The organism is Nanhaiella sioensis, from assembly GCF_046557775.1.
GTDB classification, from domain to species: Bacteria; Bacillota; Bacilli; order Bacillales; family SM2101; genus Nanhaiella; species Nanhaiella sioensis.
Map to the genome: position 1 here is coordinate 4,911,484 of NZ_JBKAEG010000001.1, position 23,962 is coordinate 4,935,445.

Here is a 23,962-nt window from a genome sequence, read left to right on the forward strand (position 1 = left end):
TCAACTTTTGTTTAAATAAATTAATTGGATAAGCTCTTTATGAGATTATTATCATCTAAATAGAACAACAGTTGCCACGATCACGAGACTATTCTTATAAAGCTCCTAGTATGATAACCCACAATTAAATTATTTCTTCATGTTCTCTTTAATTAAATTGATAACTCTTTCAATTGAGTTATCATTATTTGATCTTTCCATCTTTTCTATATATTGATGTCGATCTTTATAAACATTTTTTATTGCAGCTTGTAGTGATTCTTTTGAAAGTTTTTCTTCAAAGAGAACTTTACTAAAGCCTTGATCTTCAAATGATTTGGCATTTAACAATTGATCCCCACGACTTGCTTCTTTTGTTAATGGAATAAGCAGCATTGGCTTTTTCAATGCTAACAGTTCGAAAATAACATTTGAACCTGCTCTTGATATAACAATGTCAGCCATCGATAAAAGATCAGGTAATTCTTCTTTCACATATTCAAACTGCTTGTAGGAACGATCATTTATTAACTTATCTACTTGTCCCTTCCCACAAATATGCACGATTTGAAAATGTGGTAACAGCTTGTCAAGACTTGCTCTTACAACTTCATTAATTCGCCTAGAACCAAGACTTCCACCTACAACTAACAGCGTAGGTTTATTTTTTGTAAAGCCCGTGATTACCCTTCCTTGGACAGGATTACCTTCAAATATTTCTTTACGAACAATCGCCCCAACGTGTTCAACCTTATGCGTAGGTAAATGATCCCTTGTTTCTGGAAATGTCGTACATACCTTAGTTGTAAAGGGGAGTGAAAGTTTATTTGCTAAGCCTGGTGTTAAATCTGATTCATGAGTGATTATAGGTACTTTGTTCAATTTTGCACCAATAATTACAGGTACGGAAACAAACCCCCCTTTTGAAAAGACGACATTAGGTTTCCTTCTTTTTATTATTGTATAAGCTTGAAATACTCCTTTTACGACTTTGAAAGGGTCTTTAATATTATTCCAATCAAAGTATCGACGCAACTTTCCTGTTGAAATGCTATGATAATTTACTTCCTGAATACTCTCAGTAAGTTCTTTTTCAATCCCATTAATTGAACCGATATAATCAATTTCCCAACCTTCTTTTATAAAATAAGGAATCAGTGCCAGGTTTACTGTTACATGCCCTGCTGATCCTCCTCCTGTAAACAAAATTCTATTAGTCATTTTTATTCACCCTCATTATTTGCTTATCATGATGTCAAATCATAAACAAATGTTACCATATCAACTTACTCTTGTGGAAGAATAAACTTAAAAAACCATATTGAAATTGTTATAAAAAATGATATACTTATTTTAATTATTGTTATTCCTAAAACTTTTTATGAATGTAGTTCATATTATAGAGCACTAGGAGTAAGAATAAGCATTACATAGTGGAAGATATCCACACAGGAGGAAAAAATGGCACAAGGTAAAGTTAAGTGGTTTAATTCAGAAAAAGGTTTTGGATTTATCGAAGTTGAAGGCGGAGACGATGTATTCGTACACTTTTCTGCAATTCAAGGTGATGGATTCAAAACACTAGAAGAAGGTCAAGAAGTTTCTTTCGACATCGAAGAAGGTAACCGTGGCCCTCAAGCTTCAAACGTTCAAAAATTTTAAGCTTTAACCTGTATTAAACCGTCTAATTCTTTAGGCGGTTTTTTACATTTACAATGTTGTGAGCTTTAATTAAGGCTTTTAAAAAAAATCTCCAAAACAAAGTTCTTTTGCAATTTTGTGCTTTCTAATTCATTTGGAAGGATTTACTATCACATGCAGTAAAACACACATCTTACAGACTAATCAACGTGTTAGTTATTTCGCGCTTTTACTTAATACGTATACAATCATGTGAAAACAGCCTTAAACAATTTTATAATGCCTACAATTGTTGCAGGCATCATGTTCACAATACAGCTTTATCAGGATCAGCTGTCTTCTTTGTGGGTAACTTAAATAAAAACCCTTCCGTATATGGTGTTGGCTCGTTGTTTTCATATTCCTTCACTGTCTTAGCTAAATAATCCCTTGCTTCTTGCTCAGTACGCTTTCTTGTGACAATTTCATGCATAATATTTAACGCAGCATAGTTCATTGCCTCATTATCACACCTTACAGTCACTTCACCTTTTGTACGATCTAATATGATACTCCCATCAAACCTTGCGATATTATCGTATAAATGTATCGGTACTCTATAGGCTATGGTTTGTTCAATGAAATCAACATGTTTTTTAGGAAAATTGTGCGGTATGGTTTCTTTATATATTACTGTGCGTTTCCAAGGTTCATTGTTATACCAAATTATCATTCTTGGTGTTGCCTCATCTGGAAGGCCATATTTTTTCATGAAATTCAAAGCTTCATTTCTTGGGCCATCATTCCACTTTTGTATCACTTGCTGTACATACATTTGCATTGGCGTTCTTACGCTGTTCATTCTCTTCGGAAACTGAAGGTTTGTTTGTTGTGTATAATAATTGCCTCCAGGCTGATAGTACATTTGGTTTCTACCTCCTCCTATTTCTCGTATTTAGTGTATGCGTTCGCCTCTTTTTCGCTACTACCTAATTTCTATAGTTTTTATATGGTCTAAGGATATTTTTAAAAATTTTATATACTCGCTGAATAAAAAGAAAAAAATTGGTTAATGTAATCAATAACAGGAAAAATTTATATTGTATAAAACACGATACTAATACAAAGGTGACTATGATGGAGCTAAAAGAAAATATGCAATTTGAAATTACGACAAAGTTTGTTCCCAATTTCTATAATTCAAAAAAATTAAAAGTAGTAAAGATCAATGCTTCTAATGTAAGGATTGAAATGGAGAATGCAAAATATGGCGGTGTTTTTCCGCTTGATTTATTCCAGTCATTAATTCGGAATGGTGCATTATTACTTGACGATGGTAGAGAGTCTGAAGAGGATACAGCCTAAATAAAATAGTGACACATCAAAAGCATTTCTTAAGTTCTACTCTTAAGTATGATTGGATTGAATAACATAAAAACTCGGCTAGTTAGCCGAGTCTAGTCTGTTGCTACTAAAATTTATCTAGGTCTATGTCCCAAAACAATTCAGTACCGAACCATTTTTTGAACTCTTCTTGTTTTTCTTTATTTTCATTATACCTTTTAATCATACCTTCTGTTTGTGTACGGTGAGCCTTCAAAGCATTTACTTTAATATCGAATACGTCATTTACATCGGCAGTGAAAGTTGGGTTACCGAGTACCTCAAAACGATTTTTTGATATTGCATGACCTAATACTCTCGGTCTATTGTCATCCTTTATTTTTTTTGCTGCTTTAACTGTAGCTAAACCGCATGCATCATGGTCAGGATGAACACCATGATCTGGATAGTGGGTAATGATCAATGACGGGTTCACATCATCTATCACAGCTTTTATACTATTAACTAGTTTTGCTTCATCTTCGAATTCTAACGTTTTATCTCTAAACCCTAACATACGCAAATCCTTAATTCCTAATACAGAACAAGCCTCTTGTAGTTCAGTTTTTCTTAACATTCTAAGGGTCTCTCTATTTGCGATTGGCGGACTCCCCATGTTCCTACCCATTTCTCCAAGTGTAGCGCAAGCATATGTAACAGGAATTCCTTTTTTAGAATATTGCGCTATTAACCCACCTACACCAAAAGCTTCATCATCTGGATGTGGTAATACTACAAGTACATGTCGTTCCATCTCTTTCTACCTCCTTACTCATTAAATGGTTGTTTACTAAGCTGTAATGATATGGCTAAACGGCCTTCCTTATCATGCCCAGCAAGCAATACTTGGGATTGGTCATTAATCTCCCAATCAGTAATTCCTTCTGCATAAACCCAGCCTTGTTCTATTTTTAGTCCTATACGATACGGTCCGGGGCCCTTAATTTTTGCTTGTGAGAAACAAATTGGCACGTTTCTTATAAAAGCGGCAACTGTCATATTTTTTTCATCGAAATGATTAGCATAGGCACCAGTAGTTGTTTCTAAATGTACGAATAACTTTTCGTTCAAGAGTTTATCGAGTACCTCTTGGACATTTTCCTTTTCAATTGGCTTCACAGTATCTCACTCCAATAAAAATGTAATAGGGATAAAGAGAACATTTTAATACATGGGACTACCAACTAATATCGTATACTTTTTCCATTTATTAGTATACAAAATAGCATACTAATGAAAGAAACACTTGGAATTTCACATTTCAAATGGCTGTTTTCGCATTAATTGTTGTTTTTCGTATTAAGAATAAACACGTACTCAAATAGAGTTCGTGGCATCTTTTGTTCTGTACAACAATGACTAACAATATAAAACCATTTATATAGTACTAATTTGGTAACAATATTAACAATGTTCACACAAAGGGCCTTTCAAATAAACTCCACGATAGCCCTCAACGTTAGTCCCACGCAAAAAATGAAATCATTACATAAACTATAGTATATTCATTGGATTGAAACAACTAGTATGCTTACATCACAAATAAATTCATTAGAGGGGAGATTCAAACAATATGTGTCAACATATTTACCACAGATGTTGTTCATATACAGGAAGACCTGTGGAAGTTCGTTTAAGAGGTGGAGGAGTTCATCGAGGTATTGTAGACAATGTAACACCCTCACACGTGTATATTAGACCACTAGGCCCAGGACCGAGACGTTTCGGCGGGTATGGTCTAGGATATGTTGGAGGATATGGTGGATACGGTGGGTTCGGTGGAGCTGCTGCAGTTGCAGCTGTTGCGATAGTCGGTATAGTCGCAATAACTGCACTCGCATTCGCTTTTTTCTGGTAAGTACTTTGCTTTCACTCTCAGTTGAATTCATCTCTCCAAAGGCACTATAGCCTTTGGAGATCCATTTTTTACTGCCTATGATTACTTTAAAATAAGCTGAGAATTTTACTAACCTTGTACTTTCTCTTCTTTTATAGCTTCCTTCTTAGCTATAAAAACTCCATAACCTAAAATATGTCGATATTTTTGGGTCATATCATTATGATTTGCCCATAATTTAAATAACTCAGGGTCTATGTTCGCTGAAAAATTGAATTCTGGTTGCTCTTGCCTAAATAAAGAATTGTTTACAGTTGATGTTTTTAACACATCTACTGTGGCAAAACCAGTTTGTGTTAATTTTGTTATCCATTGTTTCTTTGTTAATATTTCTGATATATCATACATGCTCTTTATTTCTTTAACTTCATGCTGTAATAATAGCTTATCTGTCGTCATTTCAATGGCTAATAATACACCATTATCCTTCAATACACGGCTATATTCTTGTAAGGATGTTGAAATATCAGTAAAACACGTAACAGATTCAGCTATTACGATATCAAAAAAGTTATTAGGAAACGGCATGTATCTAATATCAGCCTCTTGAACGTGTACTTGTAAGTTATTTCCAGTAAATCTCTTCTTTGCTTTTGATATCATAACAGGATGGTTATCAAGTGCATACATATTACATTTGTATTTCTTTTTAATGTAAGCTGTCGTTTGACCTGTTCCACACCCAACTTCTAACACACGACTAGATTGATCAATCGGCAATTCAGATAATACCTCTTTTGACAAAAGAAATCCACCAGGGTGAGCTCCACCAATACCAAATTCTGCAAGAAAATCAATGTATTTAAAAGTTTTCATTGATCCCAACCTTTTTTCATCATGATGATAGCATTATATGAATATTCTTAAAAGATGTACCATGAAAACATAGTTACAACAAAATGAATGCTGTTATCCACAATTGGCTATAATTATTTCATCATGTTCTTTTACACTTACATAATATTTTCATATTTTACAAGTCAACATTTCATCAGCTGCATATAATAATGCTGAATCGTTTAGATGCTATTTAAGGGTTACAGATGAAAATCTAGATTATGCCATTTTTTCTATGTGTTTTCAGTATAGGTGCATCATGAAAGGTTGTTTTCACCTTGATTGTTGTTTTTCATGTTATGTAATATACACAGGGAACAACTAGCGTTTCGTGGCATCAGTTCTTCTGTAATATGATTACTAACATATAAAGCCGCTTCTTATTGGTTAACTTGGTGATAATAGCAACAAAGTTTACAAATGAGCTTAATGAAAAAACAAATGTAAGCGAGTGAGGGAAATGTTATTTATAGCGCACCGAGGTGCTTCTGGATATGCACCTGAGAATACATTTGCAGCATTTGACAAAGCAGTTGCCTTAGAGGCTGACTACATTGAAATAGATGTACAAATGACAAGAGATCAAGAGCTTGTCGTCATACATGATATTACAGTAGACCGTACAACTAATGGAACCGGGAATGTGAAAGACTATTCTCTTAGGTCTATTAAACAATTAAAAGCGGGAAACTGGTTTCATGCAGATTTCAAAAAAGAAAAAGTTCCTACTTTAGGAGAGGTGCTCGATCAATATTCTGACAAAATAGGGATTATCATTGAATTGTGCAACCCCTTTCTATATCCAAAGATCGAACAAAAACTAGCTGCAGAGCTCAAAAAGCGGAACCTTGAACAACAAAATTCCAACATAATTATTCAATCGTTTTATCCTTCTACGCTAAAGAAACTTCATAAACTCTTACCAAATGTAAAAAAAGCGTTGTTATTACATTTTTTATTTCACGATTTTTCCAAACAAACACTTGAAAGTTACCGCTCTTTTATTCATTATATGAATGCTTACTGGACCATCTTAAATAGCTCTACGATAAATCATCTCCATTACTATAATTTTGAAATCTTTGCCTGGACAATAAACGACATGAATACGATGAACGAGCTTGCTAAATTAAAAATTAGAGGGGTTGTCACAGATTTTCCAGACTTTAAAACAAGATTTCAAGTTTAATGTGTGTCTCCCCTTTATTCTGTTCATCTACTAAGCAAGAATATACACTTGCTCGGAATGAACTTATTTTCATTTTCTCAGCGAATAACCTATACAAATCAAAATAATTTACATAACCTATTTTTGAGAAAACTAGTGCTAACACACAATAATTTGTTGAGAGGAGAGGAACTACGTTGGCGAATGAAAAGAAAAGTCAACCAAACAAAAGCCCAATGAATTTAATGAATGAATTATTTCAGGAACGGCCGCGAAGATCTGCTTTTTCAGCAATAGATGATTACTTTTTACTAGCTGCCCCTGAAAACTCTTTCCCTGTAGATGTCTTTGAAACAGAAAAACACTTTGTAATACAAGCTGAACTACCAGGTGTACCGCGTGAGGATATTATTATTGACAGATTAAGTAATGAATTACGAATCAAGGTAAAGCGAGAACTCAAAAATAACAGAACTAACAACAATCCGTTTTTCAGACCCCAAAGACCACCTAAGAATGAAAAGTCTATTTCACTTCCTGAATATGTTTTACCACATAAATTAACGGCTACTCATCGAAATGGTATATTGGAAGTACTAATCCCTAAGAAAAAAAGGAAAAAAATCGACATAGACTAATTCAATTGAAAAAACAAAAATAAAAACAGGGTGAATCCAATCCCTGTTTTATTTTTATATATATAACTTCGGAACAGACTGTCCCTCTGTATTTTGCGCTTTGCGACTTTGTGCTTCTCGATTTTTCCCTTGGGAATTTCCACTTGTTTTTCTTTTTGTTGTTTTTTTATTACTGTCAGATGTTTTCTTCTTCTTTGGAGTACTTTTAGTCCCCTCATTCGATGTTTTTTTCTTTACATTTTTTTTATTTTGATCGCCCGTTTTCTTTATTGATTGACTCGTTTTATTACTATTATTATCCTGCTCTTCTTCTTCTTCATCTTCTGTTATATCTGTATTTTCTGACTCTGATTCTGTGTCATCTTCGTCTTCACTATCATCATTGAGTGATCTCATCATTTTAACCATTGATGGAATGTTTCTAACCAAGGGTCCATATTGTTGCACCATAGGAATTGTTTGTTGTGTCATATTTAACACTTTTTGAACATTACCTAACATTCCCATGATGTTTGAGCCACCAGTAGCCCCGCCGCCACCAAGAAATCTTGATAAAAGCCCCCCAGTTTGTGCTGCCTGTTGTGTCCCAGCTGCTGCCCCGCCAGTAGCATTAGGTAACATTCCACCTAATTGCTGAGCGCCCCCTAAGCCTCCAAACATTTGGTTTGGTACAGTACCAGCAACATTTCCTGGGTTAACTCCTCCACCCCCTAGTAATCTACCAAGAATTCCTGGTCTAGCTGCTGCTTGTTGCATTTGATTGGCAGCTCCCCCAATCATATTTGCTCCTCCTGTAGGGGGTCGAAACAATCCGGGTCGTATTGGCGCTTGGTTTGCTATTGGTGGAGGTGTCGGCCTTTGAAATGGAAACATATATCTATCCTCCTTTCTGTAGTAATCAGAAAGTTATCTTTATTGGGTACATAATATGTTTATTCGTTTCAAAATGAAAATGAAACTGCTTTATAACAAATAGGCTATCTTAAAATTGAACAGGTTGTAATGATGCATCAAGCTTAAGTAACTCATAATGATTTTCTGTTAAGTACTCTAATAATTCACGTAAATGGTTAACAGTAGTAGTTTTGTCATGTAATAAGATGACAGGAGCATGATCTTGTTCGCTTAATTTCTCTATTTGCGCAATTGTATCATGTACATACCTTTCATCTCGGTATTTCCAATCTTTACTATCGACATTCCAATCCCACATTATATAGCCATTATTAGTAACTGCAGCTTTATATTCGTCCGTCATATAAGGAGCACTACCATAAGGCGTCCTTATTAATGGTGTGGTTTCTCCAGTAATCTCTTTTAATGTTTCATTCGAAACAGACAGTTCATTAAGTAATGATTGACGAGATGAGTAAAATTGATGTTTATCATGTGTGACAGAATGTAAGCCTACACCATGTCCTTTTCTAACCATTTCTCGAACGAGTTCAGGATACTCTCTCATTTTTGGTTCTACCATAAAGAAAGTAGCTTTAGCATTATATTCTTCTAAAATATCTAATATATCTTTTGAGCTACCGTAAGGTCCATCGTCAATAGTTAAATATGCGAGTTTTTTTTCATGCTCTATTTGTTCTTTATTTATTTCATTTCCAACTTCTAAGCCAGTTGCGATAGAGCTATTCGTTGGTTGTGTTTGTTCAGACTCATCAATTTCTTCTTGTTCTACAGTTGTTTCATCAACATTTTCATCTTCCTGCTGATGAATATTTTCGTTTTCGTCTGAAACATCCACAGTGAGATTTTGTTGCTGACTTTCGTCATTGTCTGTATGTTCGGCAATTGTATTATTGTCATTATCAATTATTTCATCCTCTACAATATCTGTTGTAGATTCAGTTTTGTTACTTTGTTCTGCTGCAACTACTTTATTATTTGAAGCAATTGGCTTATCACTGCCAATGTTTAAACTCATAATAATTATTAATAGCACAATTGAACTGCAAATTAATATACCTTCCCTTAATCTTAAAATCTTTCTTTTTTGCCTTTTCTGTCTCAACGTCATCATCCCTTTTAGTCTATGTTGTTAATAAAATTATAAAATTGAATGAGAGATAAATAGTAACAAAATGGTTACAATAAACGACAAATTTATACTGTATATCGATGACAAGACGTTTTGTCGAATACAATAAAATAAAATAAAACAAGCAAACTAGTAAATATGAAAAAACAATTATTCTATGTACAACATTTACATATTCGTATTTAATCAATTATTTATGTACGTCAGATATATATAAATGTTAAAAAGAACCCAAGCATGTGTCATTGGGTTCTTGTCTTTATTTGTAACTAACGCGATTTAACATTGGTTTTGTGCCAGAAGTAATGACTCGAATTACAAATAGAGATTGATACAATTTTATTTATTTTAGAAAATAATACAAAATGTATCTAAAAACAGAAAGCTGCTCCAACGATGATTAATAAAATAAATAACACTACGATTAACACAAAATTTGAAAATCCATGATAGCACCCATAACCATAATGAGGACCATACCCTCCATAAGCTGGGCTTACTCCTTTATAACCATCCATACTTTTTTCCACCTCCTATTACGTGTAGTAACAACAATAGTTGTTAATATCTAATAAAGGCTGTACCAACTATAATTAATAAAATAAACAATACAACGATTAACGCAAATCCACTTGCAAATCCTGCTGCAGCCACTACAAAACACCTCCTTCAAATATTCCTTAATACGTTATTCAAATTGGGTTCTTGACGTAAGGGATAAACACCTAATTTAAGGCATTTTTTTGATGAATTTGTACTATTATTGAAAATTTTCTTAAGTTAAACATGGATAAGCGTACAGGCAAACATCATTGACAAACATACGCTAAATGGAAAGGAGGAGACATATATGAGTTTACACTGGTACAATATGTGCCGTAGATACCATGGGCAAGTCGTTCAAATCGATGATCACCATGGAAATCGTCACGTCGGTAGAATTGTGCATCTTACACCAAATAAAGTATATCTTCAGCCTGCTGGCCCTCCGAGTAGAGGGTTTGGATACGGTCCTAGAGGCGGCTTCGGATATGGCTTATATCGACCATTTGGTGGATTTTTCCCAGGGTTAGCTGTTGGTATCGGCCTTGGAGCTATAACTGGCATTGCTTTGGCTAGTCTATTTTTTTGGTAATCGAAGCCTTTTATCAACATGCTTGTTGTTATGTAACTATGATCAAAACAGAATATCTAATGTTATAGCAACAAAGTTTAAGAAAAGAGCCTAATAAAAAAACACTTCCATAATTTCAAAGTGGAAGTGTTCATTTTATATATAATAATTATTAGACTGCCTCAACGTATATAGCTAACTTGATCAAGGATTATGCCTCATCCCGAAATTACAAATTATTCCTACTATATTTACTTTGAATAGCCTTTAGCTCTAATAAGCGCATCTCTAAATCAGTATAAGTAGGTCGCTATACTTTTTTTGAGAGTAGACACTTACTTGAACGAGTTTGTTAACCTCTAACAATTGTTTTCATTAACATATGCATTTTAGTTAATAGTTTCGATTTTATTGTTTCGTCTAAAGATATTTCTTCCATACTTTCCTCCATCACTCGTATCCACATTTGCGCATTTTCTGGTGTCGTGTTAAATGGGTGTCGTGTCTGAACTTGCTGATGATGATTAGCATTTACCTCTGTATCATCCATTAAAGCAAGAATAAAAGATTGCTGCCTTGACTTTAATAGATTTAAGTCTACACCTCTAGCATTAAACGTATCTTTAAAATATTGCTCTTGTAAAAGATTTTGATAAAATACCTCCACCAGTTCTTTAATCTTTTCTGTATTTAGATTGAGAGCTTCGCGGTTAGCCATTTCTATCACCTCTAAATGATATAGAAAATACGATTTTATTTTATAACTAAGCCTTCACAGTTAATAGTTTTGTATAATTGTACTTATAATACTTAACGTTTGATAAAGCTTCAGTTTCTATAATCCTTTGTTAAATGTAAGTTTCTAGTCGCTACCTAACAGCCGCTTTTTCATTTAGTATTGACACTTTAAATCTCTTGTTCGCTGAAACCGTTAACGTAAGACAAACTATAGAAAGGATTGTAAAAAAAGCGAAACCAACAGAGTAGCTATTAGTCAAGTTCACTATATAAGCAATGATAAGAGGTGGAAAAAATCCCCCTAAGCTACCCGTAGCTGCTACAATACCATTCGCTGTACCTGTTTGTGTTTTTACTAATAACGGTACAAGCTTAAAGACAACGCCATTCCCAATTCCTGAGCAGAAGGAAATGGTCATAATTGCAATAACGAAAATTGCATACTCATTAGTTAACGCTATGACTATACTTACTATCCCTATAACAACAAAGACTAGAATAAGAATCACGTAAGGGTTGAATTTATCTGCAAGCAACCCGCCTATCGGTCGAATTAATGTAGCAATGATAATAAATATTGCCGGAATAAACCCAGATTCCACCTTAGGTATATTAAAATTAGATACAAGCATTGTTGGTAATAACACAGTAAACGTTACAAACGTTCCGAATGTTAGGAAATAAAAAAGAGATAGCATTGAAACTGCTTGATTTTGTTTTAAATATTTGAGCGGGTTTACAAATTTCTCATTTACAGTTTTTTCTTTCTTATCCCCTAATATAAAGTTTGCAATGACCATAAAAGCAATTAAAAATAAATAAAATTGAATAGTTAATCTCCATCCTAATTCATTTGCAATAATTGGGGCAAGGAAAGATGTAAATGCAGTACCTATATTACCTAATCCAAAAATACCATTTACTAATCCATGCTTTGCTTTATTAAAATATTTAGGTAATGAAGTAACACCAATTGAAAATGTGGCGCCACTAATACCAAGAATTAAACCGAGAATAAATAAGTGAATAAATGATGTCGAAATGCTTACTAAATATACGGGAATAAGCAAGATAATAAAGTTTGCTATAAATAAGTTGCTAGCACCGTGTTTACTTGTAAGAAACCCAATAGGAATTCGCAGTAGTGATCCTGATATAACAGGTGCTGACGTAATTAGAGCAATTTGAGATGTGGATAAAGTTAAATCCTGTGAAATAAATGGCATTAACGACGATAATATTACCCACACCATAAAACTAGCAATTAAACTAATGGTTTGTAATGATAGCTGCACTATTGGTCTACTATTCATTGTGGTTGAAAGCATGCAAAAAACCTTCCTTCTCTTCTAGTAAAAAATTGGTTTCTCTCTTATGAGTGGTTCATCTCCAAAAAAGGTTTAAGCTATTGTTAACGTGTTGCAATCAATATTTTTTTCATAATAAGTGGAAGCTGCGTTTTTCAACTCATTATGTAAATTCATCTATCAAAACCTCCTAAACCAATTTGTTTTTATCATTTACACTATCATTATAGTGTAAACATAAACTCTAAATAGTGACCTGAATCACACTGTCATCAATCCTGTTATTATGTTAGTTTAATGATGGGCTGAGCACATAGTAGAAGGGTTTTTTTAAGACTTGTCGAAGATATGATGTGAGATGGTTATAATGAGGTGAGGAATTTATGGATGGTTATATACAAGTTGCAGTCATTTTCTTATTATTTATCACGCTTATACTTCCATTTACAACATTCATTCACGAACTTGGTCATGCACTTCCAGCTTTATTAATAAGTAAGGATCCTGTAGAAATAAGATTAGGGAAATCCGATAAAGGTACTGGGATTACTTTTGGTAGACTAACAATTAAAATTCAGCCATTAAGTGGTTGGCTTGGATTTGCTTTTTTTCATATTCCAAAACATAAAAGTATGAGTGTTCACTATGCTTTAGTCTTATTATCAGGTCCATTATTCTCATTTATGTTAAGCTTATTTTGTTATGTGTTATATACATTTCTAGACTTTAATTCGTTAACTAGTTTTCTTATTAAATCGATTATGCATGCATCTCTCGCACAATTCATTTTAACAATCCTCCCAATAAAATATCCATCATTTTTATGGGGATACGGAGGTATGCCCAGTGATGGATACAGAGTATTGAAACTATTAATGAATCGTGGATAATAATGAAAGGCTGATTTTATATTAACTGTTATTTTTCTTATGATCACAAGTGGCAGTTAATATAAAAGTGCCATTTTGTCCTATGAGGTCAAATAAATCACTGCCTAGTATCTTTCTTTGAAGAACAACTATAAAACGTTAAGGCAATTTTTAAAACGCTCATTTCAAAAAGGGGAATCTATTGAACTGCTGATAAGCATACATCATAGAACTTGTTAGGCTCTTCAAAATTAGGAGAATGAGCAGAGTTTTCAAACCAAACTAGCTCTTTTGTTGGTGCCTCAATCGAATGATAATATTCTTGAACAAGTTCGTGCGGAGTTTGATAATCGTAACGCCCAACGCAGAAATACATAGGAATTTCAAACTTTAATGCAAGATTATACATATCTACTTCCAGTAACTCTTCCCATAGATTATCCAAGGAAAATAGAATACCATTTTTAATAGTCCTAACCCAATCTAGCATTGTATATTCCCGTAATGTAAACGACTTTAACGCTAATTTTGGAAATGTGCTTTTATGCACTGTTCCTCCAAATTTTTCTAACCACTTTCTTTGTATACGAAGTTTCATTAAACTTTCAAATGGTGGCTCACCTATGTTTTCTAATTGTGTAATTGCTTTTATGTTATTTGTTTCTTTTGCTTTATCAAGTGTAAATTGGTAAGAAACATTCTCACCTCGCTCCATGTTAACTATCTGACCTACCCCAATGTATGCATGTATAAGTTCGGGATACTTATAAGCTGTTATGATACCTAAAAAACTTCCCCAAGAATGTCCGACTAAGTATACTTTTTCTTGATTGAAACGACTCAAAAGAGTAATAATCAATTCATAAACATCTGTAGTGAATTGCTTAATATTCATTGTTTCCCTACTAATATCAGCTGAATATGATTTACCAGATCCTCTTTGATCCCAATTCACTACAACAAAGCTTTCCTCAAGCTTTTTTTGTAACTTTGGTGCGAATCCTATTTGAGCTGAACCTGGGCCCCCATGTAAGAACAGTAATATGGGAGCATTTTTACTTTTCCCTCTCATGAGAACATACTGATTCACTCCACCGATCATCATTTTTTCCAATGAAGCAATACTATCGTCCACCAAATTTCCCTGTTCATCTCTAAAGCTAGGTGTTTTACTTTTAATCATATATACCCTCCTTGTTTTTGATGTGAAAAATCCCTATATTCCCAACTGACATAAGAAAGTAATATATATTATAAATACTGAATATTAAACAGATATATGATTAAAAGAAAAGTTGATAAATATGTTAGTATTCTACTGTTTGATTTGCACCTTAGTTGTTATTAGTATAGGGGGAAGTATATCTAATTGTGTCGGACCATTTCTATCTAGCCAAAGTTCCAACTCAATTTTTTCTCCAACCACCACCTCTTCATATTCGGCCTCAGTAATTCCCCCAACCCAATATCCGTCATTGTGCATCATCTGTTCCATAGTTACCTCCTGGCCCGGTTTAGCTATTAAATGATCAGACATTAAAATACGAAATACACTATCATTTACTTTTTCTTTTGAGATAACATAACCTACCTTCGTTATTTTTATTTGATTATTATTTATAAAGGTAGAACTTAGAAAAACAATAATAATAATAAATGATAAGATAACAAAAATAATACTACCTACAGTAACCTTTTGTTTATTCATAACTTTCCTCATCCTTTTCAAGAATGGATTATATATGTACTTGATAAGGTAAAACTCTATACTGTCAGTACAATCCACCTAATAAAATTACGTATCTTGCCTCCATATGAACCCACTTGTCACTTCTGTAGTTATTCCTGATTACATACATTTTTCATTTAACTAAGCGTATATACATCAGTTATCAAGGCGCTATAATAGACTCAAGTAAAAGATGCGCGCCGCTCGTTTAATTTGACGCATGGTAATGTGAATCATGCCAGCATCAAGATTTGCTCATCTAATACACTGTGACCTATCCTGAAATTGAAGGACTTTTCTAAAACTTGGATTCAGTATTATTTGACGCTTCAAGGAAAAAAAAGTTACACAAAAAAAGGTGTAATAATTACCATGTAAATTATTTTCACCTTAGTTAATTTTCTTTTATAAAATTGGTGTTGTATAACTACTTTTGTTGTTCCAGTTTAGTTATTTGTAACATCACATAACTTTTCAAAAGCAAAAATACTATATTTCCATTCCAAATATTTCTTTACTTCTGTTTTTGAACACCACTTATATAATTCATGTTCCGTTGATAAATATACAGATTGTATTTGAGGAACTTCAACTCCAAAGCTAATGTCCATCATGCTCATCTTAACATCGCTTTTAATTGTTTCAAATTTATATGAGTAATCCAAATTAAAAATATTAGTTACATTTGTTATTCCAGTTTCTTCATGTAATTCTCTCTTTACAGCTTGTATTGGTTGTTCATTTATCTCTATCCACCGCTTACTGGTTGCCAATACCCTCCATTATTTAAAACTCTTTTTAAAAGCAAAAAAGAAGGTACTGGATTAATTGTATAAATAAAAGCCAAAATATTAACTCTATCAATCAATGGATGTCCCCCCTATAGAAATCTAACTGTTCATTATTATTGGTATAAGATAAAAGATGGACTGATCACCTGCTGATCTTTGTGTAAATGTTCCGCCATATTGCTAAAGATTATTGAGAGACTAACTTCTTCACACTTTACTAAAATGATATTTGAAACCAGAAACACCTTACATTAAAAAACATAAAGTCCAAAATTTCAATACTTACAGTTTACTTATGCTTCCGGCAAAGGTGTTATAAATATAGTAAACTATGTTGTTCTTGACACTAATTTAGAGCAGCAATAAATAATTTTATGCGATTGACCCCATTTTATATGAGAAAAGATGCCATAAATGCTTGGGTTATTACATGTTTTATAAGTACGAAAAGCTGCAATCAATGCGAAAACATCCTAAGAATGCTACTCTCCTTCAAGAGAAGTTCAATTTGTTGAAAAACATTTTCAAGTTGTCCATTAATAAGCTAATCTTGTAAACCCACAAATCATCTTGTTTCGTATAAAACTATATACATTTCTACGAACATAGAATGGAGAAGTGCTTGTGGTTTTTAAAACAATACAACATAATTTCATTAAAATTGTTCAATGGTGCACTTTGCAGTCAGTAAGTTCACCATCGAGACTAAGCAGGTTTTCTTTGAATTGATGTTTATAGCAGTCATTCTTCTATTTATTATAAATGACAGGAGTTTTAAATGCCCATTTTTCCCATATAATATCATCTGAAACTAGTTCAGCCATAAAATGACTTACATTTATTCTGCTCGTTTTACCAGCATTAAAAATTGGGCTTCTTATTGGAAATTCACAAACTTCATAAGAACTTTCTTCATCAATGTTGACTAATGTATCCGGCCGTACAGCAATCCAATCAATGTTCCCATCTTCTTTACCAATATTTTCAATCAAATAATTAGCAGCCTTGACATTATCACGATGAGGAGGAAGGAATAAATATAGTAGTGAAAGGATGAGTTTTTCTCCTATAGAATTTCTCTCACTAGATAAAGTATTCGAATAACCTGTTGTACTCATAAGTATGAGTTTTACTTTTGTATCTTTAACTGTCTCACTGATTCTTTTTATTACATCAAATACCAAATAACGAGGTTTACCAAACATCCCTTTAAGTGTAGGGTTGTGACCAAGGCAGGAGATAATGACATTACAATTAAGTAGGAGGTTATTCATCTCAGAATCATTTAAGTCGTTGATATTACCCTTCTTGATTTCCACTAATGGATGTTCTTTAATGTCTTTGGAAAGAGTTGCACTATTTCTGATAAGAATCCGTGTATTGATTTGCCTTTTGATTAATTGTCTGACGACTTGTTTGCCGGTAGTGCCACTTGCCCCAAGAACTAATACTCTCATATTCCATCTCTACTTTCATACTATTTTATTTCATGTATTCATGTATGATTGAATCGATCAAACAGTCATACTCTTTAATATATCTTTGAACCATTTCTTGTGTATCGTAATGCTGAAACTATTGTACTTCAAATAATTAACGTTCCACAGACACTTAAGTGTTGTTTGTTAAAATAATGAGGCAATATTGCTAATTGATTTACCAACAGATTTCATATAATAGCTTCATTTTCCCATATCATTTTATTTGCTATATATAATTTACTTTAAATGGTAAAACAATAACTTAGACATTCGTTATAAAAACTTCAGGAGATGGCAAATCGTTATAGATGGAATGTATATCATACAACTCTTCTATATGATAGACCCCCTTCTGGTTTTGAACAGTGTAAAGATTTTCTGCTACTTTGGCTGCTACTTTGGCAGTAATCAAAGATTCTTTTTGTCCTTGAATCCCACATTCAGCAACTACTTTTTTACCGTTATACACCCCAAAAGCGTCAACTTTCACTGCATACGTATCTTTTCCGAACCTAATGTTACTTAACAACCACACCATCATCTTTCGAATAGATTGATATTTTAATAGCTTAAATACCCCAACCCTTTTTAACAATGCAAACATACTAGTCATAATACGGGAATCAAAGCACGCCCTAGTAGCAACAGCCGGAACCTTCAATGTGTCTGGTAGCGTATGTTGGTCTGAAAAATTGAAATAAAATCCCTTTCTCTTTCCAATATTTTTACAGAATGAAGTTTCCTTTCCCCCGCTAAAAGCTTCTATTTGAGTCTTATCACTACCCGAATGAATTTGATACGTGCTATTTAAGTTATTTACCGTCCACTCAATGGCGGCTTTGCCATGATAATCTCCTAGCCCTAGCATGATATAAATATCAATTGCCTCCGTACGATCAAGGGAGCTTTTGGCAAAAGAGGCTAATAAATTCGTCAGTCCAGGCGCTAACCCCACACTTAGAACTGCGCATACATTACTTTTCTCTGCTTCAGCTTGTAGTCTTTTAACACTGGATAGAAACGTGTATTTTGCAGAAATATCAACATAATGGATTTTATGATTAAAGCAAGTACGAACGAAGTCTAAGTTCCTCTGATCTAAGCACATTACTACAACTCTCACTTTGCTTAATAACTCTGAGGGAACAGGCTTTGAAATATCTAATTCAAACGGTATTACCGTACCTTTTGTTGTTTGACAAAACTCCTCCGCTTTCCTTAAATTTCTTCCAGCTGCAATCACTTTTCCAGGTAAGTTCCTCCCAAGAATCTCACAAACTATTTTTCCAACATGTCCATACCCACCAATAACAAGAATATTATCCTTCATTTCATTTCTCACTTCCTTTGATTGTTTGTTCTTCATACAGCAACTACCATTAATATGGCACCTATTGAAATCATAAAGATTGTTATCAAACTACGAATTGTTATAGAATCGGTACGTTTCAACAAAATCCCACTAATTAATACCGTGATGATGGGCTCTGTAGAGGTAATGACACTTACATAAGATACTTGAATCGATTGTGTTGCAAGAAAAAAGAATAAGGGACCTAAACTCGTAAATAGACCAGCAAGTAAATAATAAGGATTTAATTTAATGAAGCTTCCCTTAATATTGCTTGTTAAATTGCCACGGATTGATTGATAAATCAACACAAAAAGTAAGGATGTCATTGCTCCAACCCACGCTCCAAAAAAAGCGTGATCCATAGTTAATAAACCTTGTTTCCGAAGTCCTTGCCCAACACCAAAGGTAAATGCTGAAAGAATTGCTAATCCATATCCAAACGTTTGCTTATTTTTGTAATGCAAGCTCTCTTGTGATTTGATTAATTGCTTATGAGATGTTCCAATTTTCCGTAAACCAAACCCTTCATTCATAATCCCCGCCATTAACAACATCATTCCAACTCCTGGTAATAGAGAAATTGTTTCATTTAGAAAAAGGATAGCGAATAGCGTTGTAAAAATCGGTGTAGTATTTCGGATTGCAGATGCCCTTGAAGGGCCAATATAAGAAATACTAGAAAACAAGGTTAACCTTCCGATCCCTGTCGTGCATAATCCAGCCAACGAAAAAAACAATACAGAAGTCCATGAAAAGGGTATGTTCCAGCCTTTCACAGCAATTGTAATGAGACAAAGAAGCCCTAAAAAAATCACATTTATGAAAATAGTAATAAAGAAACCATTATCTGTATTGTTATTTCTTATTATTCCTTTTTTAATGATCACGTTATTTACTGCAAACATTAACGCTGATAAAACAGCATAAAGCTCACCCATATAAATCCTCCTCCATTCTTCTTATGCAGAATAATGTTATTGAAGATTATATTAGTTTAGATACTAAACCTTATCATTAAAAATAGTTTAGTTACTATACTATAAATAGTAAAAAACTACAATCAACAGAGAGCTGTATGCTGATTGCATTGTTTTGTCAGTATTTTATCCTTTATCTTCTTTTAATAAATCAGTAAATATTTTTATACACCTTTCAAAGATTGCAACTTCTTTTGGGTCTAATTCTTCTCTAATTCTTGCGTAAAATTGCTCGTGAAGCTCCTCATGGGCTTGAAAAGCTACCTTCCCCCTCTCTGTTAATGAAATGAGTACTGCTCGAGAATCTTTATAATGCGGAGAACGAAAAACCAGTTTCTTGCTTTCTAAACGACTGATAACCTGTGTAACGGCTCCTTTCGTTACGTCCAAGCGCCTTGCAAGTTCACTCATTAGAATCTCACCTTCAATTCCAATTGCATCTATCGCATGAATTTCACTCGGCGTCAGATTTATTTCTCCACCAAAAGTTCGAGGATGTCGTTCGAGTCGTTGTAATTGAAAAATTAACCTTCCTATATTATGGCTACTATGCTTCGCTTGGTCTGTTGTGTTTTTCTTTTTACTATTCATATCATTTAGTATAGTTACTAAACTAAATAAGTGCAAGTGATTTATTCACATTTTTTTACAAAGTCTCTTTTCGTATATTTTGTTGCTATAGATCGTAAAGCTATTGTTTACTGGAGTATTAGTGAAAAAGAAATGTAGTTGTATACGCGCTTTAATTTTTCATACTACAAACAACAATCAATGCTAAAACCAGTCATGCAAAAAGATAATTAAATCATGAATTAGTGAAATATATCTACGTATAAGGAAAAGCCTAATTGTAAAATCAAATAAAAACTATGAACCTAATATTATATAATTATTTTACACAATGCGTCGCAATATGAAGCTTATTGAATCGTTACAGAAATAAAAAATGGCAATTATGAAGCATTCGTCCATTTTGGTTTTATTATCCGCTAAATACAATTGAGGGAAACCTAGTTAGATAGGTTCCCCTCATCTTTTATTAACTGCGCTTATTTACATATCAATAATTGTTAGTCATATACCTTACGTACTAGAGACATTTGTTCTTGCACCTATTACCTTCAAACCGATTTGCTCTATAATCTCAGGAGGTATGGAAAAAGTAAGTGCTGCTGGATCCATTGCAACAGCCATACCTGCTGCCTCTAAATAATCTTCTTCGATGCCGTAATCTGCAAAATCCGCAGGTAATCCAACTTTCATCTGTAAATCTCTAATTTTCTGTACTACCTCTTTAAGGAGAACTTGTCGATCCTTGCCAGCTGTTTCTATTTGTAAGGCTTGAGCAAATTCAACGATTTTCGGCAAGTATAAGTCAGGTAATGATTCAATAACAATTGGAAGAAATACAGCATTGGCAAGCCCATGCGGAATTCTAAACAATGCACCGTAGGCATGAGCTAAATTATGGACAGGTATCGCGTTTAAAGAATAGCTGAAGGCGGTAATCCCCATCGTACTTGCTTGTAGCATTTCTAATCGAGCTTCTAAATCTTGCCCATTTTCAACAACGGTTGGCAAATGTTTTTCTATTAAACGAATTGTGTGCAAGGCATTTGCATCTGTAAAAGGAGTCGCATTCGGCGATGCCAATGCTTCTATGGCATGAGTCAGTGCATCAAATCCTGTAAATGCTGTAATGAAAGCTGGAAGTCCTGTCGTCACGTCTGGATCAAGAACCGCCATATCAGCATTGATAAATGGATTAATCATCGTCGTTTTTAATCTAAGTTCTTCATTGTATATGACTGCAATAGGTGAAACCTCTGAACCAGTTCCTGCTGTTGTAGGTACAGAAATATGTGGTATTCTCATATGAGCTGCTTCAGGCCAACTTTCAATTAAAAGCCCACCTGGTATTGCAGTTTTTATATCAGTTAACCCTTTAAATAAAGCATATTTCACACCTTTAACCGTATCTAAAACACTACCCCCACCTACTGCAAGAAGCGCATCAGCATTTACTTCTCTTGCAAAACATGTTGCCGCGTTGACACATTCACTACCAGCATCCTGAACAATATCTAAATAAACACCAGCTAATTCAGGTCCCGTTCCATAAGAAGTTAATGAAAACAATTCAGCTATTTTGTCGACAATTCCAGCTTCCTTAAGGCCTTTATCACTGAATAAAACAACTCTTTTTGCTTGCATGTTTTGAAATAAATCTGGAATCATTGCTCGTGTACCTGATCCACTATGAATGGCAGTTCTTTGCATATATTGGTTATATGATAATGTCATATACACACCTCATTTCATTAATTATGAAAAACCCCTCTTTTTCGAAAGTGAATATGTTACTGTAAAAAGTAAATAAGTTGGGTATCAAGTTGATAAGTGATAGTCAATAAACTAGGATTATAATTAAGTCTCGTGGAGGTTGGAAAATAACAATTGATTCCAACGTCGTTTATGAAGGTCAGGAACCATCGAAGTATGGACATGCTTTAACTGTGTATATGCATCTAATGAGTATTTTCCCATCTCCCTGCCTATACCACTCTGCTTATATCCACCAAATGGTGCATCATTTCTTAATAAATGCCAATCATTAATCCAAACAACCCCTGCTCGAAGTTGTCGCACTACTTCGTATGCTTTATTTACGTCTTTCGTCCAAACCCCCGCAGCTAGACCGTAAATCGTATCATTCGCCATTTTAATAGCATCATCGAGCTCACCATAACGAATAATTGATAATACAGGTCCAAATATTTCTTCTCTCGCAATTTTCATATCATTCGTGACATCAGCAAAAATAGTTGGCTCAATAAAATGGCCATTTTCACAGCCTTCAACTACCGCCTCTTTTCCTCCGCAGACTAACCTAGCTCCTTCTTTTTTTCCTGATTCTATATAAGAAAGGATCGTTTCCTTTTGTTGTGAAGATATAACAGGTCCCATATCAGTTTCAGGATCAAGCGGATTTCCTAACTTTAATGTACCTGCCAATTCTGCCAGTTTTTCAATTACCATTTCATATAGACTATCAGGAACAAATAATCTAGTTCCAGACTCACATAGCTGTCCCGAATGTAGGAAAACGCCAAATAAGCTACCAGGTAACGCAATATTTAAGTCAGCATCTTCAAGAAGTATATTAGGAGATTTTCCACCAAGCTCTAGCGTAGTATTCTTAACTGTATGTGAAGCAAGACTCATTATATGACGTCCAACTTCCGTAGAGCCCGTAAATGCAATTTTATCAACCTTTGGATGTGTAGCAAGCGGCTCACCTACTTCATTTCCGGAGCCGGTAACGACGTTTATAACTCCTTTCGGTACAACCTCGGAAATAATTTCAGCCAGTTTAAGAGTTGAAAGTGGTGTATAACTAGCTGGCTTTATGACAATTGTATTTCCCATTGCTAATGCAGGTGCAATTTTCCAAGTAGCAATTAACATAGGCATATTCCAAGGGGTAATCGCTGCACAAACGCCAATCGGTTCTCTCCATACAAAGTTATGTGCAGGACCAGGGAAAGGAGGTACAGGCAACGTTTCGGAGAATGGATATTCTAGAACAAACTTGCCTAAAGTTTGGAATAAATCAGCCATTTGCATAACGTCACTAGAGGATAATCTTCTAACAGTTCCGCCAGAGCTAATCGTTTCTAAGTAAATAAGCTCTTTTGAGTTTGCTATGATTTTATGCGCAATCGCATACAACAATTTGGAACGATCTTTAGGGTTCATATCGCGCCACTCAGCTTGCTCAAATGCTGCGCTGGCTGCATTAACTGCTTTTTCCACATCATACTTATTCCCTTTTGCAACTTTTGCAACCACATCTCCTGTTGCAGGATTGTGTACATCAAATGTTTCTCCGCTAACAGCTGGTACCCACTCCCCATTAATAAATAATGGGAAAGTACTTACATCAACTTTTATAGACATATTTGTCCCTCCTTTTAATTTTTAGGCTCTTGTCATAAACATTATTGCTAATGAGACTAATATAGGACTGCAA

General features: G+C 34.1%; 27 protein-coding genes. 7 read left to right on the forward strand and 20 right to left on the reverse strand.

Annotation, left to right across the window (positions count from 1 at the left end; translation table 11 throughout):
* Nucleotides 1-129: 129 nt before the first annotated feature.
* Entirely contained in the window at nt 130-1,200 is a 1,071-nt protein-coding gene (murG, locus tag V1503_RS23115) for an undecaprenyldiphospho-muramoylpentapeptide beta-N-acetylglucosaminyltransferase (RefSeq protein ID WP_320257213.1), read from the reverse strand.
* A 240-nt stretch (nt 1,201-1,440) separates the two neighbouring features.
* Here murG and cspD point away from each other — a divergent pair, with 240 nt between their 5' ends.
* Nucleotides 1,441-1,641: a cold-shock protein CspD gene (gene cspD, locus V1503_RS23120; RefSeq protein WP_214481863.1), complete on the forward strand. Its 201-nt coding sequence runs from the start codon at nt 1,441-1,443 to the stop codon at nt 1,639-1,641.
* A 286-nt stretch (nt 1,642-1,927) separates the two neighbouring features.
* Here the strand turns inward: cspD and V1503_RS23125 are convergent, their stop codons facing one another.
* Nucleotides 1,928-2,524, reverse strand: a complete 597-nt coding sequence (locus tag V1503_RS23125; RefSeq protein WP_410629315.1) for a hypothetical protein — start codon at nt 2,522-2,524, stop codon at nt 1,928-1,930.
* 212 nt (nt 2,525-2,736) lie between these two features.
* Between V1503_RS23125 and V1503_RS23130 the strand changes: the two genes are divergently transcribed.
* A complete protein-coding gene (locus V1503_RS23130; RefSeq protein WP_410629316.1) occupies nt 2,737-2,964 on the forward strand; it encodes a hypothetical protein in 228 nt (75 codons plus the stop codon).
* A 106-nt stretch (nt 2,965-3,070) separates the two neighbouring features.
* Here the strand turns inward: V1503_RS23130 and bshB2 are convergent, their stop codons facing one another.
* Nucleotides 3,071-3,736: a bacillithiol biosynthesis deacetylase BshB2 gene (gene bshB2 / locus V1503_RS23135; protein ID WP_214481865.1), complete on the reverse strand. Its 666-nt coding sequence runs from the start codon at nt 3,734-3,736 to the stop codon at nt 3,071-3,073.
* 14 nt (nt 3,737-3,750) lie between these two features.
* Entirely contained in the window at nt 3,751-4,092 is a 342-nt protein-coding gene (locus V1503_RS23140; protein ID WP_410629503.1) for a YojF family protein, read from the reverse strand.
* A 463-nt stretch (nt 4,093-4,555) separates the two neighbouring features.
* Here V1503_RS23140 and V1503_RS23145 point away from each other — a divergent pair, with 463 nt between their 5' ends.
* A complete protein-coding gene (locus V1503_RS23145) occupies nt 4,556-4,840 on the forward strand; it encodes a hypothetical protein (RefSeq protein ID WP_410629317.1) in 285 nt (94 codons plus the stop codon).
* 108 nt (nt 4,841-4,948) lie between these two features.
* On the opposite strand, the gene V1503_RS23150 is transcribed toward V1503_RS23145, so the two are convergent.
* Entirely contained in the window at nt 4,949-5,695 is a 747-nt protein-coding gene (locus V1503_RS23150) for a class I SAM-dependent methyltransferase (protein WP_410629318.1), read from the reverse strand.
* A 481-nt stretch (nt 5,696-6,176) separates the two neighbouring features.
* Here V1503_RS23150 and V1503_RS23155 point away from each other — a divergent pair, with 481 nt between their 5' ends.
* Both V1503_RS23155 and V1503_RS23160 read left to right on the forward strand, forming a co-directional pair.
* Nucleotides 6,177-6,905, forward strand: coding sequence for a glycerophosphodiester phosphodiesterase (locus tag V1503_RS23155; protein WP_214481869.1), 729 nt, complete (start codon nt 6,177-6,179; stop codon nt 6,903-6,905).
* 176 nt (nt 6,906-7,081) lie between these two features.
* A complete protein-coding gene (locus V1503_RS23160) occupies nt 7,082-7,522 on the forward strand; it encodes an Hsp20/alpha crystallin family protein (protein WP_410629319.1) in 441 nt (146 codons plus the stop codon).
* A 54-nt stretch (nt 7,523-7,576) separates the two neighbouring features.
* Here V1503_RS23160 and vrrA read toward each other — a convergent pair whose 3' ends face one another.
* The 4 genes from vrrA to V1503_RS23180 form a co-directional block, all read right to left on the reverse strand.
* On the reverse strand, nt 7,577-8,395 hold the full coding sequence (gene vrrA, locus V1503_RS23165; RefSeq protein ID WP_410629320.1) for a VrrA/YqfQ family protein: 819 nt from the start codon (nt 8,393-8,395) through the stop codon (nt 7,577-7,579).
* A 109-nt stretch (nt 8,396-8,504) separates the two neighbouring features.
* The gene (locus V1503_RS23170; protein WP_410629321.1) at nt 8,505-9,542 is read right to left on the reverse strand and encodes a polysaccharide deacetylase family protein; all 1,038 of its coding nucleotides are present in this window, start codon (nt 9,540-9,542) and stop codon (nt 8,505-8,507) included.
* A 398-nt stretch (nt 9,543-9,940) separates the two neighbouring features.
* Entirely contained in the window at nt 9,941-10,087 is a 147-nt protein-coding gene (locus tag V1503_RS23175) for a YjcZ family sporulation protein (protein ID WP_320210503.1), read from the reverse strand.
* A gap of 43 nt (nt 10,088-10,130) precedes the next feature.
* A complete protein-coding gene (locus V1503_RS23180; protein ID WP_214481874.1) occupies nt 10,131-10,223 on the reverse strand; it encodes a YjcZ family sporulation protein in 93 nt (30 codons plus the stop codon).
* 196 nt (nt 10,224-10,419) lie between these two features.
* On the opposite strand from V1503_RS23180, the gene V1503_RS23185 reads away from it, so the two are divergent.
* Nucleotides 10,420-10,704 (forward strand): hypothetical protein, encoded by a 285-nt coding sequence (locus V1503_RS23185; protein WP_410629322.1) that lies wholly within the window; start codon nt 10,420-10,422, stop codon nt 10,702-10,704.
* Nucleotides 10,705-11,035: 331 nt separating this feature from the next.
* Here V1503_RS23185 and V1503_RS23190 read toward each other — a convergent pair whose 3' ends face one another.
* On the reverse strand, nt 11,036-11,401 hold the full coding sequence (locus V1503_RS23190; protein ID WP_320257219.1) for a globin domain-containing protein: 366 nt from the start codon (nt 11,399-11,401) through the stop codon (nt 11,036-11,038).
* 151 nt (nt 11,402-11,552) lie between these two features.
* Entirely contained in the window at nt 11,553-12,749 is a 1,197-nt protein-coding gene (locus V1503_RS23195) for a nitrate/nitrite transporter (RefSeq protein ID WP_410629323.1), read from the reverse strand.
* A gap of 362 nt (nt 12,750-13,111) precedes the next feature.
* Here V1503_RS23195 and V1503_RS23200 point away from each other — a divergent pair, with 362 nt between their 5' ends.
* Nucleotides 13,112-13,618, forward strand: a complete 507-nt coding sequence (locus V1503_RS23200; protein WP_410629324.1) for a hypothetical protein — start codon at nt 13,112-13,114, stop codon at nt 13,616-13,618.
* A gap of 178 nt (nt 13,619-13,796) precedes the next feature.
* On the opposite strand, the gene V1503_RS23205 is transcribed toward V1503_RS23200, so the two are convergent.
* The 9 genes from V1503_RS23205 to V1503_RS23245 all read right to left on the reverse strand — a co-directional run bounded on the left by V1503_RS23205 (nt 13,797) and on the right by V1503_RS23245 (nt 23,889).
* Nucleotides 13,797-14,780, reverse strand: a complete 984-nt coding sequence (locus tag V1503_RS23205) for an alpha/beta fold hydrolase (protein ID WP_410629325.1) — start codon at nt 14,778-14,780, stop codon at nt 13,797-13,799.
* Between the two features lie 132 nt (nt 14,781-14,912).
* Nucleotides 14,913-15,305 carry a hypothetical protein gene (locus tag V1503_RS23210; protein WP_410629326.1) on the reverse strand — a complete coding sequence of 131 codons (393 nt, stop codon included), beginning with the start codon at nt 15,303-15,305 and terminating at the stop codon, nt 14,913-14,915.
* A 467-nt stretch (nt 15,306-15,772) separates the two neighbouring features.
* A complete protein-coding gene (locus V1503_RS23215; protein WP_410629327.1) occupies nt 15,773-16,099 on the reverse strand; it encodes an NUDIX domain-containing protein in 327 nt (108 codons plus the stop codon).
* A 767-nt stretch (nt 16,100-16,866) separates the two neighbouring features.
* Nucleotides 16,867-17,574, reverse strand: coding sequence for an SDR family oxidoreductase (locus tag V1503_RS23220; protein ID WP_410629328.1), 708 nt, complete (start codon nt 17,572-17,574; stop codon nt 16,867-16,869).
* A 286-nt stretch (nt 17,575-17,860) separates the two neighbouring features.
* Entirely contained in the window at nt 17,861-18,964 is a 1,104-nt protein-coding gene (locus tag V1503_RS23225) for a saccharopine dehydrogenase family protein (protein WP_410629329.1), read from the reverse strand.
* A complete protein-coding gene (locus V1503_RS23230; protein ID WP_410629330.1) occupies nt 18,961-19,890 on the reverse strand; it encodes a DMT family transporter in 930 nt (309 codons plus the stop codon). The genes V1503_RS23225 and V1503_RS23230 overlap by 4 nt, the downstream gene beginning before the upstream one ends.
* Before the next feature lie 165 nt (nt 19,891-20,055).
* A complete protein-coding gene (locus V1503_RS23235; RefSeq protein ID WP_410629331.1) occupies nt 20,056-20,556 on the reverse strand; it encodes a MarR family winged helix-turn-helix transcriptional regulator in 501 nt (166 codons plus the stop codon).
* A 456-nt stretch (nt 20,557-21,012) separates the two neighbouring features.
* Entirely contained in the window at nt 21,013-22,233 is a 1,221-nt protein-coding gene (locus V1503_RS23240; RefSeq protein ID WP_410629332.1) for an iron-containing alcohol dehydrogenase, read from the reverse strand.
* Between the two features lie 123 nt (nt 22,234-22,356).
* Nucleotides 22,357-23,889, reverse strand: coding sequence for an aldehyde dehydrogenase family protein (locus tag V1503_RS23245; RefSeq protein WP_214481887.1), 1,533 nt, complete (start codon nt 23,887-23,889; stop codon nt 22,357-22,359).
* Nucleotides 23,890-23,962: the final 73 nt, after the last annotated feature.

Excerpts from the sequence above, each read along its gene's own strand:
- V1503_RS23220 (WP_410629328.1), bottom strand. The coding sequence starts at position 17,574 with ATGAGAGTATTAGTTCTTGGGGCAAGTGGCACTACCGGCAAACAAGTC.
- V1503_RS23195 (WP_410629323.1), bottom strand. The coding sequence starts at position 12,749 with ATGCTTTCAACCACAATGAATAGTAGACCAATAGTGCAGCTATCATTA.
- V1503_RS23225 (WP_410629329.1), bottom strand. The coding sequence starts at position 18,964 with ATGAAGAACAAACAATCAAAGGAAGTGAGAAATGAAATGAAGGATAAT.
- V1503_RS23185 (WP_410629322.1), top strand. The coding sequence starts at position 10,420 with ATGAGTTTACACTGGTACAATATGTGCCGTAGATACCATGGGCAAGTC.
- V1503_RS23145 (WP_410629317.1), top strand. The coding sequence starts at position 4,556 with ATGTGTCAACATATTTACCACAGATGTTGTTCATATACAGGAAGACCT.
- murG (WP_320257213.1), bottom strand. The coding sequence starts at position 1,200 with ATGACTAATAGAATTTTGTTTACAGGAGGAGGATCAGCAGGGCATGTA.
- V1503_RS23190 (WP_320257219.1), bottom strand. The coding sequence starts at position 11,401 with ATGGCTAACCGCGAAGCTCTCAATCTAAATACAGAAAAGATTAAAGAA.
- cspD (WP_214481863.1), top strand. The coding sequence starts at position 1,441 with ATGGCACAAGGTAAAGTTAAGTGGTTTAATTCAGAAAAAGGTTTTGGA.
- V1503_RS23125 (WP_410629315.1), bottom strand. The coding sequence starts at position 2,524 with ATGTACTATCAGCCTGGAGGCAATTATTATACACAACAAACAAACCTT.
- V1503_RS23200 (WP_410629324.1), top strand. The coding sequence starts at position 13,112 with ATGGATGGTTATATACAAGTTGCAGTCATTTTCTTATTATTTATCACG.
- V1503_RS23130 (WP_410629316.1), top strand. The coding sequence starts at position 2,737 with ATGGAGCTAAAAGAAAATATGCAATTTGAAATTACGACAAAGTTTGTT.
- bshB2 (WP_214481865.1), bottom strand. The coding sequence starts at position 3,736 with ATGGAACGACATGTACTTGTAGTATTACCACATCCAGATGATGAAGCT.
- V1503_RS23245 (WP_214481887.1), bottom strand. The coding sequence starts at position 23,889 with ATGTCTATAAAAGTTGATGTAAGTACTTTCCCATTATTTATTAATGGG.
- V1503_RS23210 (WP_410629326.1), bottom strand. The coding sequence starts at position 15,305 with ATGAATAAACAAAAGGTTACTGTAGGTAGTATTATTTTTGTTATCTTA.
- V1503_RS23230 (WP_410629330.1), bottom strand. The coding sequence starts at position 19,890 with ATGGGTGAGCTTTATGCTGTTTTATCAGCGTTAATGTTTGCAGTAAAT.
- V1503_RS23205 (WP_410629325.1), bottom strand. The coding sequence starts at position 14,780 with ATGATTAAAAGTAAAACACCTAGCTTTAGAGATGAACAGGGAAATTTG.
- vrrA (WP_410629320.1), bottom strand. The coding sequence starts at position 8,395 with ATGTTTCCATTTCAAAGGCCGACACCTCCACCAATAGCAAACCAAGCG.
- V1503_RS23150 (WP_410629318.1), bottom strand. The coding sequence starts at position 5,695 with ATGAAAACTTTTAAATACATTGATTTTCTTGCAGAATTTGGTATTGGT.
- V1503_RS23155 (WP_214481869.1), top strand. The coding sequence starts at position 6,177 with ATGTTATTTATAGCGCACCGAGGTGCTTCTGGATATGCACCTGAGAAT.
- V1503_RS23175 (WP_320210503.1), bottom strand. The coding sequence starts at position 10,087 with ATGGATGGTTATAAAGGAGTAAGCCCAGCTTATGGAGGGTATGGTCCT.
- V1503_RS23240 (WP_410629332.1), bottom strand. The coding sequence starts at position 22,233 with ATGACATTATCATATAACCAATATATGCAAAGAACTGCCATTCATAGT.